This is a genomic window from Roseinatronobacter alkalisoli, from assembly GCF_028745735.1.
In the GTDB taxonomy this organism is placed as follows: Bacteria; Pseudomonadota; Alphaproteobacteria; order Rhodobacterales; family Rhodobacteraceae; genus Roseinatronobacter; species Roseinatronobacter alkalisoli.
Map to the genome: position 1 here is coordinate 35873 of NZ_JAQZSM010000001.1, position 15263 is coordinate 51135.

The following is a 15263-nucleotide window of genomic DNA, read 5'->3' on the forward strand; positions in this document are numbered from 1 at the left end:
TGTAATGAAAGCGCCCGCATTCGCGGGCGTTTTTATTGGGCGCTGCTTTGCTGCATACCCCAGCGCAGGGCTTGCCTCGGCCCCGCGCCCTGGACTAAGAGAACCCGACAACCAGCATAATTCCGGAGTTCACAGATGGCAGGCCATTCCAAATGGGCCAATATCCAGCATCGCAAGGGCCGTCAGGATGCGGTGCGCGCGAAGCTTTTTTCCAAACTGTCCAAGGAAATTACCGTGGCCGCCAAGATGGGCGACCCGGACCCGGACAAGAACCCGCGCCTGCGTCTGGCCGTGAAAGAGGCCAAGGCCGTTTCAATGCCCAAGGACAATATCGAACGCGCGATCAAGAAGTCGCAGGGCGGCGATGCCGAGAATTACGATGAAATCCGCTATGAAGGCTATGGGCCGGGCGGGGTCGCCGTTATTGTCGAGGCAATGACCGACAACCGCAATCGCACGGCATCCAACGTGCGGTCCACATTTTCCAAGAACGGCGGCAATCTGGGGGAAACCGGATCGGTTGCATTCATGTTCGACCGCAAAGGCCAGATTGTCTATCCGGCCAGTGTCGGCGACGCGGATACTGTGTTGCTGGCGGCAATTGATGCGGGCGCAGAAGATGTCGAAAGCAACGAGGACGGGCACGTGATCTGGTGCGCTGATACCGACCTTGGTGCCGTGTCATCCGCGCTGGAAGATGCACTGGGCGAGTCTGAAAGCACCAAGCTGGTCTGGAAGCCGCAAACCACCACGGAGCTGGATCTGGACGGCGCCCGGACACTTATGAAATTGATCGATGCGTTGGAAGATGACGACGATGTTCAGAATGTGACCGCGAATTTTGAAATCTCGGACGAGGTTATGGCAGAATTGTAGGCCCTTGTTTCGCGCCCGCCCCTGGATGGGTGGGCGCGGCCTCTGCGCGTCTGGTCTGCTGGCGCAACTGCGCCTCGCGCAATGTGATGAACAGTACCGACCCCATAATGACGCCGCCGCCCAGAATGACAAACAGGTCAACGTTTTCGCCAAATGCGATCGCGCCCAGCAACACGGCCCATACCAGTTGCAGAAAAGTGACCGGTTGCGTCACCGTGATGGGCGCTGCGGCGAAGGCCAGCGTCATCGCAAAATGCCCGCCGGTGGCAAACGCTGCGACCCAGAACAGCCAGAATATCTGTGTCCATGTGGGCGGCACCCAGACCGCCCATGCAAATGGTGCCAGAAAAATAGTAACAGTGATGGATAACATCCCCACCACCACAGCAGCATTCACCTGATCCGACATGCGCTTGGCCATCAAATAGGATGCAGCGAACAGAATCGCTGTTCCGATCATGGCAATATGCCCGCTGGACACTTCGCGCAGACCGGGGCGCAGGATTACCAGCGCGCCGATGAACGCCACCAGAACCGCCAGAATGCGCCGCATGGCCAGTTTCTCGCCCAGAAACAGGGCCGCGCCCAGCGTGACATAGATGGGTGACAAGTAGTTCATTGCCGTGACTTCGGCCAATGGAATACGGGTCATGGCATAGAACCACAGGATAACCCCCAGGGCATGCAGAAATCCGCGCAAGGTGAATACGGTCATATTGCTGCGCGTGAGGGTCAGTGCGCGCAGCGATGGCAGCATCGGCAGCAGGAACACAAGCCCCAGCGCATAGCGTATAAACGCTGATTGCGCCGCAGGCATGTCATCGCCCAAGTATTTGACCAGCGCCGTGACCGCCACAAAGCAAATGCCTGTAACCAGCATCCAGAAAACGCCAAGCAGGGGGCGCGATGTGGCAGGGGTATTTATCATGTGCAGTATTTTGCACAGCCCATGAATGCAGACAAGGGAAATGGACGGGGGTCACGCTTTGGTAAGTTGCCTGACCGCGTAATCCGCCGCATCATCAAAGGGTTTCAGGATGACACTCGCCCCGCGCTTCAGCAAATCCTCGGCTTCTGCCATTTGCTGCACGGACAGGAAAACCTTGCCAGCGTAATTGGCGGATTTCAGACCATGCAACAGCGCAAGCTGCGGGTCCGTTTCTGTCAGGCTGCCACGTTCGCGCGGGACCGCTGACACCACCGCCTTGACAGCGCCCAGTTCCAGATGTGCCACGAATTCCGGATCGGTCGCGTCGCCAAACGCGGCGCTCAACCCCATCCTGCGCCAGTTTGTCAGGGCTTCGGGGTCAAAATCGATACCCAGGACCCTGAACCCCTGTTCATGCAGGCGCTGGCCAATACGGCACCCATACCTGCCAAGCCCGAAGATGACGAAATCATAATTCCGGTCCAGCGCATCGGCTGCGGTATCTTCGTTCTCGCGGTGGGCATTGCGGCGCTCGAACATGCCCAGCCAAGGCTCGCAGATTTCATACAGTTTGTGCGACCAAGTGATCATGTAGACGGACAAGGCAATTGTCACCAACCCTACCAGCGTCACAAGCCCCATTGCGCCTTGTCCGACATGGCCAATGGTAATGCCCATTGCCATGAAGATAAGCGAGAATTCCGATATCTGCGCAACGGTCAGCCCGGCCAGAAAACCCGTGCGCCTGCGGTATCCCATATACCCCATGATCGCCAGAACGATCAGCGGGTTGCCGATCAGCACAAACAGCGACAGCACAATCGCCGGACCGATCTGGTCGCCCAGCGTTGACAGGTCCAGTGACGCCCCAAGGTTGATGAAGAAAAACAGCAACAGGAAGTCGCGCAGGCTGGCAAGACGGGAACTGATTGCTTCGCGGTATTGCGTAGACGCCAGCGACACCCCTGCCAGCAGCCCGCCCAGTTCCTTGCCAAAGCCAAGCGCGTCACCTGCCGCCGCCAGACTGGCGGCCCAGCCCACGGCAAAAATGACCATCAGTTCGGGCGAGCGTGAAATCATGTTCAGCAGGGGTTCGGCCGCATATCGGATGAACAGGATGACAAACACCACCATGCCCGCCCCGCCCGCAAAGACCAGCGCGATATCTGTAATCGACCCGGCCTCGTCGCCCATGCCGACACCCAGCGCCGACAATGTGACCATTGCCAGAACAACGAAAATATCCTGAACAATCAGGAACCCCAATGCGATCTTGCCATGCAGGGCACCGATTTCCTGTTTGTCCGACAACAGCTTGACGATGATGATCGTTGACGAAAACGTTAGGGCAATTGCGATGTAGAGTGACGTGACCGCATCAAGCCCCAGCGCAAGGCAGATCAGGAAACCAAAGAACGCGGTGAATGTGACCTGCCCCAGCCCGGTGGCCACCGCGACCTTGCCCAGATTGCGCACAAGGCCAAGGTCAAGTTTCAGGCCGACCAGAAACAGCAGGACCGCAATGGAAATCTGGCTGAGGGTTTCAATGAAATCAGTGGAAGAGACCAGTCCCAACGCATCCGGCCCCGCCAGAACCCCGACTGCAATAAAGGCCACGACCAATGGCTGCCGGGCCAGCAACCCGAAAAAGCCCACGACCGACGCAAGCAGCACCAGCAGCGCTATTTCATAGAAGATAGAGGCAAAACTGGTATCCATCAGGGGGTGTCCTGTACTGCTGATATCCGTGCTGGCAAAACCGCGCGGATCTGCGCGCCACCCGGTCGGATACAGCGCCCGTGCATGGTAGCTGCATAACCGCAGGCGTTCAACATGTCACGGGATATGCGGTCGCAGTTCGTTTGAAACCATGGGGTTGCAGCATCGCAGATGGCAAGGGTTGCGCGGGTCGCACCGATCCTTGTAGCTTGCGGTTCACGCACGGCGCGCAATGGATCTTGGCGAATGGAACAAGGCGAAGACATGCAGGACCACACAGGTATTGACTGGGACGACGCATTTGCCAACCGGCCCTATATTGATCAGGCAGGCAGTTTCACTGATGCCTGGGCCACATGCGCGCGATCGTTTCGTGAAACCGCGCAGGATGCGCGCCTTGATCTGCGCTATGGCACCCCCCCGCGCGAGGCGTTTGACCTGTTCCTGCCTGCCGACACCCCGCCCAAAGGGGCAGTGGTCTTCGTGCATGGCGGCTACTGGATGGCTTTTGACAAATCCTCATGGTCGCATCTGGCGCAAGGGGCGTTGGCGCGGGGATGGGCGGTTGCGTTGCCGCAATACACGCTGGCGCCAAATGCCCGCATTGACCAGATGACCGGTCAGATTGGCCGTGCGATCACTGAAATCGCGCGGCATGTGGTCGGTCCCATCATGCTGTCGGGCCATTCAGCAGGGGGGCATCTGGTCACCCGTATGGTTTGTGACGATACGCCCTTGCCGCCAGATGTGCGCGCGCGCATGCGCCATGTGCTGTCGATTTCCGGTTTGCATGATCTGCGCCCTTTGCAGATGACCGCGATGAATACCACGCTGGGCCTGACCGACCAGACCGCGCAAAGCGAAAGCCCCGCCTTGTTGCGCCCCTTGGGCGGGGTTGCAGTGACGGTGTGGGTCGGCGGGCATGAAAGGCCGGAATTCCTGCGCCAATCCGCGCTGCTGCGCGAGGCGTGGTCGCGTTGCGGCACGCCTGTCCGGTTGGTCGTTGATGAAGGGCTGCACCATTTCAACGTCATTGACGGGTTGGAACACGCGGACAGCATGTTGACCCGCGCCTTGCTGCAACTGCCCGAGGGCTAGCGGCTGATCAGATCAGGACGAAATATCCCGTTTGCGGGCGGTTGCGGCCTTTGCTCCGCGCCTTTGGGTGTCCGCAATAGGCCGGTTTCGTTCGGCCCTGCCGGTTCCCCTGATGCGGTTCCGGTTCGAACGCCGCGGGTTGTGAAATTCCGCCAAACGGTTACGGGAACTTTACTTTTCCTGCGGCCTTGCGCAAGACTGTCGCCAAAGACCAGATAAACAGGGGGACGGGAACGAATGAAGGTATTCCAACATGCGGTATTTGCCGCAACATTGGCAGCGGGCGCTGCCACCATGGCACAGGCCGATACTGTCAGCGTGGGCATGATCACAACACTATCGGGCGGTGGTGCCGGGCTGGGCGTCGATATGCGCGACGGGTTCCAACTGGCACTGGACATGGCAGACGCGCAGAATATCCGTCTGGTGATCGAAGATGACGCGCAACGCCCCGAACTTGCTGTGCAGATTGCTGAACGCATGATTCAGTCTGAACGTGTGGACATTCTGACCGGTATCATCTGGTCCAATCTGGCAATGGCGGTGGTGCCGTCTGCGGTCGCACAGGATATCCTGTATCTGTCGCCGAATGCTGGCCCCTCGGCGCTGGCAGGGGCGAATTGTCACCCGAATTATTTCAATGTCGCGTGGCAAAATGATATGTTGCACGAAGGTGCTGGCGCATATGCCAATGAATTGCGCTATCAGAACACTTTCATCATGGCCCCGAATTACCCCGCAGGCACCGATGCGCTGAACGGGTTCAAACGCTACTATGAGGGGGAACTGGCGGGCGAGCTGTTCACCCAAGTGGGCCAGACCGATTACGCTGCCGAACTGGCGCAGATCCGTGCATCGGGTGCGGATTCCATCTTCATCTTCCTGCCCGGTGGCATGGGTATCAGCTTCATGCGCCAGTATGAACAATCTGGCCTGGATCTGCCAATTGTTTCGGCTGCGTTCACATTCAGTCAGGACATTCTGCCCGCTGTCGGGTCCGCCGCGCTGGGCGTGTTCAATGCAAGCCAATGGTCGCCTGATCTGGACAACGCGGCCAATCAGGAATTTGTTGCGGCGTTTCGCGCGGAATTCGGGCGTATCCCGTCGCTTTATGCCAGTCAGGGGTTTGATACGGCGAATCTGATCCTGTCTGCCGCGGCCAAGGCGGATGTCAGTGACCGAGCTGCATTCCGCGACGCCCTGCTGGAGGCCGATTTCGATTCAGTGCGCGGTGACTTTGCATGGGGCCCGAACCAGCACCCGATTCAACGGGTCTATATCCGCGAAGTGGTCGAGGTGGACGGCGAAATCACCAACCGTATTGTGGGAACCGCGTTTGAAGCGCATGCCGATGTGCATGGCGAAAACTGCAACATGTAAAACACGCAAACTAACCCCGGCGCCGACCGGGGTTACTTGCCCTTCCGCAAAAGGCTTTCCATGACACTCGCGCTTGTGCTCGAGCAGTTGCTGAACGGTGTGCAATTCGGGCTGATGCTGTTTCTGATGTCGGCCGGACTGACACTGGTTTTCGGCGTCATGGGGCTGATCAATCTTGCGCATGGGTCACTTTACATGATCGGCGCGTTTCTATGCGCGGCTGTGGCGGGCGCGACGGGCAATTTCTGGCTTGGGCTTCTGGCCGGAATTGCCGCCGCCGCCGCTGCGGGCGCGCTGATTGAAGTTGTGGTTATCCGCAGGCTGTATGACCGTGACCATCTGGATCAGGTGCTGGCGACATTCGCGCTTATCCTGATCCTGTCGGAAGGCGTGCGCATGATTTTCGGGCCGTTCCCGCTATATCTGAACGTGCCTGATCTTTTCCGCGGCACTGTCAGGCTGGGCATCGTCGATTATTCACTGTACCGGCTGGCGCTGATCGGGTTTGGGCTGGCCGTGGCGCTGGGCTTGTGGCTACTGATCGCGAAAACCCGACTAGGTATCCGCATTCGCGCAGGCGAATCGGACCGTGAAATGATTGCTGCGCTGGGGGTGAATATCCGCGCTCTTTATACGGTTGTTTTCGCGCTCGGGGCCGCGTTGGCGGGGCTTGCGGGTGCGTTGGTGGGCGCGATTCAATCGGTACAGGTCGGTATGGGCGAACCGGTACTGATTCTGGCGTTTGTTGTGATCGTCATTGGCGGTATCGGGTCGATCAAGGGCGCGATGGTCGGCGCATTGCTGGTGGGTGTCATCGACACGATGGGCCGGTTCCTGTTGCCCCGCGCCTTTGCGCTGTTTCTGGACACATCACAGGCGATGGGTGTGGGCGCCGCGCTGGCATCAATGCTGATCTATCTGCTGATGGCGCTGATCCTGATTTTCCGGCCCAAAGGACTGTTTCCCGCCCATGGATAGCGCGCGCAGGGAATGGCTGTTGAATAGCGCATTGGCGCTGGCATTGTTCGTGGTGCCGCTTTGGGCGTGGATAGCAGGGGAGCCGTTCATTATTACACTCGCCACCCGCGTTGCCATATTGGCAATTGCGGCGGTGGGCCTGAACATTGCGCTGGGGCTGGGGGGTATGGTGTCATTCGGGCATGCGCTGTATCTGGGTATTGGTGGCTATGTTGCGGGTATTGCCGCGCATCATGCGTTCAATGGCACGCCCGTTCTGGGATTGCCCGGCACCAACCAGATGCTGCCGGTCTGGGCGATTGCCATGCTGGTATCCGGGGGTGTTGCCGCTGTGGTGGGCGCGTTGTCGCTGCGCACATCGGGCATTTTCTTCATCATGATCACGCTTGCTTTTGCGCAGATGGGGTTCTTCTTTGCACTGTCATGGCCCGCTTATGGCGGCGAGGATGGCCTGCCCATATTCATGCGCAACCAGTTCCCGGGCATGAACACCAACCGCCCATGGGATTTGTTCCTGATCGCCTATGCTGTGTTGATGGCGGCGCTGCTGGTTTTCGCCCTACTGCGCGCGGCGCGGTTTGGCGCGGCACTAATGGCCATCCGGCAAAACCCGGACCGTGCGGCGGCGGTCGGCATTTCACCCTTCGGCATCAGGCTGACGGCGTTTATTCTGTCGGGGATGATCACGGGCCTTGCCGGCGCGATGATGGCGGATCTGACACGCTTTGTCAGTCCGGCGATGATGGCATGGACCATGTCGGGTGAGTTGATCGTCATCATCATATTGGGTGGCGTCGGGCGGTTGTTCGGCCCGGTTGCCGGTGCAGCGATCCTGGTGGGGTTCGAAGTGTTTTTCGGTGGCGTGACCGAGCACTGGAAACTGTGGCTGGGTCTTGTGTTGCTGGCGGTGGTATTGTTTGCGCGCGGCGGGCTGATCGGGCTGATTGCGGGACGGGCGCGGCATGGATGATCCGGTGCTGGAATTGCGCGGCTTGTGCCGGAATTTCGGGGCGCTGAAAGCCACCGACAATGTGTCCCTGACCCTGCGGCGCGGTGAAATTCACGCGCTTATCGGTCCCAATGGTGCAGGTAAAACCACGCTGATGGGGTTGATTTCGGGCAGGATCGCGCCGGAAGCGGGCAGTGTCTGGCTGGCGGGGCAGAACATAACCGGGCTGTCTGTCGCGCAGCGGGCGCGGCTGGGACTGGCGCGCAGCTTTCAGGTATCATCCCTGATCCCTGAATATTCGGCGCTGCGCAATGTGATGCTGGCGCTTCAGGCGAAGCAGGGCCACAGCTATCGTTTTCTGCGCCCTGTGGCATTGGACCGTGGTTTGCAAAGCGCGGCGCGCGACATGCTGGCGCGTGTGGGCCTTGTGCCGCGCGCATCGGTCGCGGCCGCATTCCTAAGCCATGGCGAGCGGCGCTTGCTGGAAATAGCCGTGGCGCTGGCATTGAACCCGCAGTGTTTCCTGCTGGATGAACCAATGGCGGGGCTTGGGGCCGAAGGCACGGCGCGGCTGGTGACATTCCTGCAGGAACTGAAACAGCAAGCGCCCATCCTGCTTGTCGAACATGACATGGATGCAGTGTTCCGGCTGGCGGACCGCATTTCGGTGTTGGTCTATGGCTGCGTTATTGCCACAGGGACGGTTGCGGAAATCCGTGCAAACCCGGCGGTGCGCGCCGCCTATCTGGGCGAGGAGCCTGCGACATGACCGCGCTTTTGCAACTTGAAGACCTGCACGTATTTTATGGCGCGTCACAGGCGCTGGATGGCGTGACCCTGCAGGTGGACGAAGGGCAGGCGGTGGCGCTGATGGGCCGCAACGGCATGGGCAAGACGACCACGATTTCCGCTGCCTGCCGCATGCTGCCCTTGCGCAAGGGGCGCGTGATCTTTGCAGGGCAGGATATCAGCAACTGGCCATCCTTCCGCGCCGCGCGTCTGGGCATCGGGCTGGTCCCTGAAGGGCGGCGGTGTTTTCCCAACCTGACCGTCCGTGAAAACCTGATTGCGGCGGCGCGTCCCGGTCGCTGGGACATGGCGCAGGTGCAGCGCCTGTTTCCCCGCCTGCGCGAACGCGCTGACCAGTATGCGGTCAGCCTGTCAGGGGGTGAACAACAGATGCTGGCCATCGGGCGCGCATTGATGACCAACCCGCGATTGTTGATTCTGGATGAAGCAACCGAAGGGCTGGCCCCGGTCATCCGTCGCGAAATCTGGGCAGCTATCACCCGGCTGCGCGGGGATGGATTGTCCATTCTGCTGGTGGATAAAACGCTGTCTGAAATCCTGCCGTTTGCGGATGCCAGTGTTATTCTTGATCGTGGGCACGTGATCTGGCAAGGGGCGCCGGACGGTTTAACTGCAGATTTGCAGCACCGCTATCTTGGGGTGTGATCCGGCGTGTTAAGGCGTTGATTATATATGTTGCATTGAAGCAGTTTCGACAGACCGAACATAATTTCTGCTTGCCACGGCACCTGCTTGCAGCTTTTCTTTACCACGGGAAAACGCTGGAACAAGCGCTCCGACAACACAGGAAGGAGAAATGCCAATGCGCGCGCCTTTGCTGCGGCTTGACGGGCTTACCAAGGCTTATCCCGGTGTTGTTGCCAATGATGACGTGTCCTTTGAAATTGGCGAAGGGCAGATGCATGCGCTTCTGGGCGAGAATGGCGCGGGCAAATCCACATTGGTCAAAATGATCTATGGCCTCGTCAAACCCGACAAGGGACGGATGCACTTGCACGGAAAACCCTTCGCCCCCGCCAAACCGTCAGAGGCCCGGCGCAATGGCGTGGCGATGGTATTTCAGCATTTTAGCCTGTTTGACGCGCTGGACGTGGCCGAGAATGTCGCGCTGGGCATGGAAAACCCGCCGCCTCTGCGTGATCTGGCGCAGCGCATCCGCGACGTGTCCGAAGAATATGGCCTGCCGCTTGATCCCGCGCGACTGGTGGGCGAATTGTCGGCAGGTGAACGCCAGCGCGTGGAAATCGTGCGCTGCCTGCTGCAGGATCCCAAGCTGCTGATCATGGATGAACCGACATCGGTTCTGACCCCGCAGGAAGTGGATATCCTGTTCCTGACCCTGCGCAAATTGTCGGCAGAAGGGACTGCCATTCTGTATATTTCGCATAAGCTGGAAGAAATCCGCGCGCTATGCGATGAAGCCACGATCCTGCGTGGCGGGCGCAAGGTGGCGACATGTGACCCGCGCGAAAAATCCGCCCGGGAACTGGCGGAATTGATGGTGGGGCAGGTTCTGACACCGCCCGAACGCCCGGCCAAGCCCAAGGGCGATGTGGTGTTGCAGGTCGATAACCTGTCGCTGGCATCGAATAATCCGTTCGGCACGTCGCTGAAGAATGTCAGCTTCACCCTGCGTAAGGGCGAAGTTCTGGGCATCGCGGGTGTGGCGGGGAATGGTCAGGATGAATTGCTGCTGATGCTGTCAGGTGAATTGCCCGCCCCGTCAGTGCGGGTGCAGCTGAAAGGCAAACCCGTCGGGCATCTGGGGCCGAACGGACGGCGTTTGCTGGGGCTTGTGGCTGCCCCCGAAGAACGTCTTGGCCATGCTGCCGCGCCTGATATGAGCCTGACCGCAAATGCGTTGTTGTCGGCGTCGCGCCGCAAGGGGCTGGCAAAACATGGCTTCATCGACTGGCGCAAAACGGAAAGTTTCGCACGCGACATCATCGCGCGGTTTGATGTGCGCACACCGGGGCCGCATGTGCTGGCACGGGCGCTGTCGGGCGGGAATCTGCAGAAATTCGTCATTGGTCGCGAAATCGAACTTGATCCCGATGTCATCATCGTGAACCAGCCGACATGGGGCGTGGATGCCGCTGCCGCAGCGACCATCCGGCAGGCGCTGCTGGATCTGGCGGGCAAGGGCGCGGGGGTACTGGTCATCAGTCAGGATCTGGATGAACTGCTGGAAATTTCAGACAGTTTCGCTGCCCTGAACGAAGGGCGGCTGACAGATACGCGCCCGGCCAAGGGACTGAGTGTGGAAGATATTGGTCTGATGATGGGGGGCGCGGGCGATATGCATGTTGCACATGAGGCAAGCGCATGATCCGGCTGGAAAAGCGCAAGGAGCCGTCAAAGTTCTGGCGCATTGCCAACCCGTTTCTGGCGGTCGTGCTGACCATGCTTGCGGGCGCGGTCATGTTCGCGATGCTGGGCAAGGATCCCGTGGTCGCCATCCGGCTTATTTTCTTTGATCCCATCTTCTCTGACACGTTCGGCAGCTACTCGCGCCCGCAACTGCTGATCAAATCAGCGCCCCTGATCCTGATTGCCGTGGGGCTGGCTGTCGGGTTCAAGGCCAATATATGGAATATCGGCGCTGAAGGGCAGTATATCATGGGCGCGCTGTTCGGCGCCGGTGTCGCGCTGGCCTTCTTTCCCGCGCCGGGGTGGTATATTTTCCCGCTGATGGTGCTGGCGGGGGCGTTTGGTGGCTTCTTGTGGGCCATGATACCGGCCATTCTGAAAACCCGCTTCAATACGAATGAAATCCTTGTGTCGCTGCTGCTGGTCTATGTTGCCGAAAAAATACTGGCCGCGATGGCTTTGGGGGTGATGCGTAACCCCGACATTGCAGGTTTTCCCGGCTCACGCGATCTGCGCCGCTATGAGGCCGCGCATAACGCAGAACTTTTCGCCAATACCGGCATTCACTGGGGTGTCGTTGCCGCGCTGATTGCTGTCATCTTTGCCTATGTCATGATGACGCGGCACATGCTGGGCTTTCATGTCCAGCTTGCCGGTCAGGCCCCAAGGGCTGCGCGGTTCGCGGGTGTGTCGCCTGCGCGGCTGGTGGTCATCTGTCTGGGGATTTCGGGCGCGCTGGCCGGGCTTGCAGGCATGTTTGAAGTATCCGGGCCGGGTGGTCAGGTGCGCATTGAGTTCGCGACGGGCTACGGGTTTACGGCGATCATCGTGGCCTTTCTGGGCCGACTGAACCCGATTGGCATTGTGCTGGCAGGGTTGTTGCTGGGGCTTACCTATATCGGCGGGGAACTGGGGCAGATGATTCTGCAATTGCCCGGTGCGGCGATCCAGGTGTTTCAGGGGATGCTGTTGTTTTTCCTGCTGGCGCTGGATTTCCAGACCAATTACCGGCTGCGGCTGTCCAAAGGGGTGCGGACATGATTCTTGGGTCAATCAATCCGGCCGTGCTGGTCGCGGCGCTGATGGTTGCTGCAACGCCCATCCTGCTGGCAGCCATTGGCGAGCTGATCGTCGAGAAGGCGGGCGTGCTGAACCTTGGCGTTGAGGGGATGATGATCATCGGTGCGGTGACGGGTTTCATCATCGCGGTGAATTCGGGCAGCCCGCTGATGGGCTTCATCGGTGCGGCGCTGGGCGGGATGGCGTTGTCATTGCTGTTTGCGTTGCTGACACAGGCATTGATGACCAATCAGGTGGCCTCCGGCCTTGCGCTGACATTGTTCGGGCTGGGGCTGTCGGCGCTGATCGGGCAGAAATACGTGGGCATCACACCGCCACGCACGCCAAAGCTGGATCTGGGCCTGCTGTCGGATATTCCGTTTCTGGGGCGTGCGGTGTTTTCGCATGACATTGTGGTATACCTGACAATTGCACTGGTCGGCGCGGTCTGGTGGTTCCTGAAATACAGCCGCGCCGGCATGATCCTGCGTGCGGTGGGTGAAAACCATGATGCGGCGCATGGTCTGGGCTATCATGTCAAGCGCGTGCGGGTGCTGGCCATCATGTTTGGCGGGGCCTGCGCAGGGCTTGGGGGGGCGTATCTGTCACTGATCCGCGTGCCGCAATGGACCGAAGGCATGACCGTGGGCGCAGGCTGGATCGCACTTGCGCTGGTCGTGTTTGCCAGCTGGCGTCCGTGGCGGGCCATGGCGGGCGCATATCTGTTTGGCGGTGTGGTCGTGTTGCAGCTGAATTTGCAGGCCGCCGGCGTGCGAATCCCGGTGGAGTACTTGTCAATGTCGCCCTACCTGATAACCATTCTTGTGCTCGTCATAATTTCGTCGGGTAAAGCACGCGGGAGTCTGAATGCACCCGGGTCGCTGAACCGGCCTTTCCATGCCTCTAGCTGAGGTCATAATTTCGCTGCCAACAGGGAGACTTCGAGAAATGAGCTTCAAAAAACTTCTGACTGCCGGTGTGCTGGGCGCGACCCTTGCCGCCCCGGTATTTGCCGACACGACCAAGGTCGGCTTCGTCTATATTGGCCCCGTGGGGGATCATGGCTGGACTTATACCCATGATCTGGCACGCATTGCGCTTGAAGAAGAATTCGGCGATGCGATTGAGACTTCCTATGTCGAGAATGTTGCCTATGGTGCCGATGCTGAACGCGTCATGACGCAAATGGCGCTGTCGGGCACAGACCTGATTTTCGCAACATCCTTTGGCTATGGGCCGGACATGAACACGGTTGCCGCACGGTTCCCGAATGTCGCCTTTGAACATGCCACCGGCTATATTCAGGAAACCGACAATGTCAGCCTGTATAACGCACGCTTCTATGAAGGGCGCGCTGTTATCGGGCATATCGCTGGCAAGATGACCCAGACCAACAAGGTGGGCTACATCGCGTCCTTCCCGATTCCCGAAGTGATCATGGGCATCAATTCGGCCTATCTGCATGCCAAGGCCGTGAACCCGGATGTCGAATTCAATGTGGTCTGGGCCTATAGCTGGTATGATCCCGCACAAGAAGCCGCCGCAGCCGAAGCGCTGATCGAACAGGGCGCGGATATCATCATGCAGCACACCGATTCGACCGCCCCTCTGACCGTGGCGCAGGATGCAGGTATCTTTGCCTTTGGTCAGGCGTCTGACATGTCGGCCTTCGCCCCGCAGTCGCACCTGACCGGCATTCTGGATGTCTGGGCACCCTATTACATCGAACGGGTGCAGGCTGTGATTGACGGCACCTGGGAAGCCGGTGATGTCTGGCACGGGATTGTCGATGGCATGGTGGGCTTTGCCCCGTTCAGCGACACCATTCCGGAAGATGTGCGTGCAGAAGCAGAAGACATGATCGCCGCCATCGCCGCAGGTGAATACCATCCCTTCACCGGCCCCATCAACAAACAGGACGGCACGCCCTGGCTGGCTGATGGCGAAGTTGCATCAGATGGCGATTTGCTGACGATGGATTTCTATGTTGAAGGGATCACTTCGGATATTCCGAACTGATCTGACAACAAATTCCTGCGCTCAGGCCCCCCGCTGCATGTCGGGGGGCCTTTTTGATTGGGTGATCGCCTCGCGCAGGTGAACCGGGTTCCGAGCGGTTTTGTTTTGGTTATTGCAAGTAGCAGATTTGACTGATAGTTACCTTTGGTAACAGTTCACAATGGTGAGGGTTTGGGTCTTGTTCATTCACGCCCGCAGCGGCTGGCATGCGTCTGTCTGCGCGCCTTCATGCGGGTGATCCTGCCATACCGGGCGCGTATGGCAAGGTGATCCGGCACACCACTTTTCTGACGAGGTTAAGATGGAAATTTCACAAAATATTGCATTGGTAACTGGTGGCGGCAGCGGTCTGGGGGCGGCAACGGCGCGCAGGCTGGCCGCAGCGGGCGCGAAGGTTGCCGTACTTGACCGCAGCATGGACGCTGCGGAACAGGTCGCAACGGAAATCGGGGGCCTGGCGGTCGCAGCAGATGTGTCGGACGCGACCAGTGTGGCCGCAGCGTTCGCGGCAACCGAAGCCGCGTTTGGTGCCGCCCCGCGCATTGTGGTGAATTGCGCAGGCATTGGCACGGCATCGCGCATTCTGCCACGTGATGGCGACCTGCCGATTGACCTGTTTGAACGCACACTGCGCGTCAATCTGCTGGGCACTTATATCGTGCTGTCGCATGCCGCCAAGGGCATGGCCGCCATGGACCCGGTTGATGACGACGGCGCGCGCGGCGTAATCGTCAACACGACATCTGTGGCATGGCAGGACGGGCAGATCGGACAGGCGGCCTACGCCGCGTCCAAGGGCGGCGTTGCGTCGCTGACCCTGCCTGCCGCGCGCGAACTGGCGCGGGTGGGCATTCGCGTCATGGCCGTCGCACCGGGCCTGTTTGAAACCGGGATGAGTGCGGGACTAACGCCCGAAATCCGCGCATCGCTGGAAGCAAGCCTGCCCTTCCCGTCGCGCCTTGGGCACCCTGACGAATTTGCCATGCTGGTGCAGCAGATCGTCGAAAACCCCATTCTGAACGGCGAAATCATTCGCCTGGACAGCGCCGTTCGTCTGGCCCCCAAATAAGGACATTG

At 59.5% G+C, this 15263-nt stretch carries 14 protein-coding genes; 12 read left to right on the forward strand and 2 right to left on the reverse strand.

What is annotated here, in order from left to right; genetic code table 11:
* Positions 1-135 precede the first annotated feature (135 nt).
* Positions 136-876 carry a YebC/PmpR family DNA-binding transcriptional regulator gene (locus tag PUT78_RS00255; RefSeq protein ID WP_274349982.1) on the forward strand — a complete coding sequence of 247 codons (741 nt, stop codon included), beginning with the start codon at positions 136-138 and terminating at the stop codon, positions 874-876.
* Here the strand turns inward: PUT78_RS00255 and PUT78_RS00260 are convergent.
* Positions 860-1804, reverse strand: a complete 945-nt coding sequence (locus PUT78_RS00260; protein WP_274349983.1) for a DMT family transporter — start codon at positions 1802-1804, stop codon at positions 860-862. The genes PUT78_RS00255 and PUT78_RS00260 overlap by 17 nt on opposite strands.
* Before the next feature lie 51 nt (positions 1805-1855).
* Complete coding sequence (locus tag PUT78_RS00265) at positions 1856-3523, reverse strand: cation:proton antiporter (RefSeq protein WP_274349984.1); 1668 nt, start codon at positions 3521-3523, stop codon at positions 1856-1858.
* A 264-nt stretch (positions 3524-3787) separates the two neighbouring features.
* Here PUT78_RS00265 and PUT78_RS00270 point away from each other — a divergent pair, with 264 nt between their 5' ends.
* The 11 genes from PUT78_RS00270 (at position 3788) to PUT78_RS00320 (ending at position 15255) form a co-directional block, all read left to right on the forward strand.
* Positions 3788-4621 (forward strand): alpha/beta hydrolase, encoded by an 834-nt coding sequence (locus PUT78_RS00270; RefSeq protein WP_274349985.1) that lies wholly within the window; start codon positions 3788-3790, stop codon positions 4619-4621.
* A gap of 237 nt (positions 4622-4858) precedes the next feature.
* Complete coding sequence (locus PUT78_RS00275; RefSeq protein WP_274349986.1) at positions 4859-6001, forward strand: ABC transporter substrate-binding protein; 1143 nt, start codon at positions 4859-4861, stop codon at positions 5999-6001.
* 60 nt (positions 6002-6061) lie between these two features.
* Positions 6062-6979, forward strand: coding sequence for a branched-chain amino acid ABC transporter permease (locus tag PUT78_RS00280; RefSeq protein ID WP_274349987.1), 918 nt, complete (start codon positions 6062-6064; stop codon positions 6977-6979).
* Entirely contained in the window at positions 6972-7949 is a 978-nt protein-coding gene (locus tag PUT78_RS00285; RefSeq protein WP_274349988.1) for a branched-chain amino acid ABC transporter permease, read from the forward strand. Before PUT78_RS00280 ends, PUT78_RS00285 begins: the two co-directional genes overlap by 8 nt.
* The gene (locus PUT78_RS00290) at positions 7942-8697 is read left to right on the forward strand and encodes an ABC transporter ATP-binding protein (RefSeq protein ID WP_274349989.1); all 756 of its coding nucleotides are present in this window, start codon (positions 7942-7944) and stop codon (positions 8695-8697) included. Before PUT78_RS00285 ends, PUT78_RS00290 begins: the two co-directional genes overlap by 8 nt.
* Positions 8694-9383, forward strand: a complete 690-nt coding sequence (locus PUT78_RS00295) for an ABC transporter ATP-binding protein (protein ID WP_274349990.1) — start codon at positions 8694-8696, stop codon at positions 9381-9383. The genes PUT78_RS00290 and PUT78_RS00295 overlap by 4 nt, the downstream gene beginning before the upstream one ends.
* A 157-nt stretch (positions 9384-9540) precedes the next feature.
* The gene (locus PUT78_RS00300) at positions 9541-11067 is read left to right on the forward strand and encodes an ABC transporter ATP-binding protein (protein ID WP_274349991.1); all 1527 of its coding nucleotides are present in this window, start codon (positions 9541-9543) and stop codon (positions 11065-11067) included.
* Positions 11064-12149, forward strand: a complete 1086-nt coding sequence (locus tag PUT78_RS00305; RefSeq protein WP_274349992.1) for an ABC transporter permease — start codon at positions 11064-11066, stop codon at positions 12147-12149. The genes PUT78_RS00300 and PUT78_RS00305 overlap by 4 nt, the downstream gene beginning before the upstream one ends.
* Complete coding sequence (locus tag PUT78_RS00310) at positions 12146-13078, forward strand: ABC transporter permease (protein WP_274349993.1); 933 nt, start codon at positions 12146-12148, stop codon at positions 13076-13078. The genes PUT78_RS00305 and PUT78_RS00310 overlap by 4 nt, the downstream gene beginning before the upstream one ends.
* Before the next feature lie 37 nt (positions 13079-13115).
* A complete protein-coding gene (locus PUT78_RS00315; RefSeq protein WP_274349994.1) occupies positions 13116-14186 on the forward strand; it encodes a BMP family ABC transporter substrate-binding protein in 1071 nt (356 codons plus the stop codon).
* 301 nt (positions 14187-14487) lie between these two features.
* On the forward strand, positions 14488-15255 hold the full coding sequence (locus PUT78_RS00320) for an SDR family NAD(P)-dependent oxidoreductase (RefSeq protein WP_274349995.1): 768 nt from the start codon (positions 14488-14490) through the stop codon (positions 15253-15255).
* Positions 15256-15263: the final 8 nt, after the last annotated feature.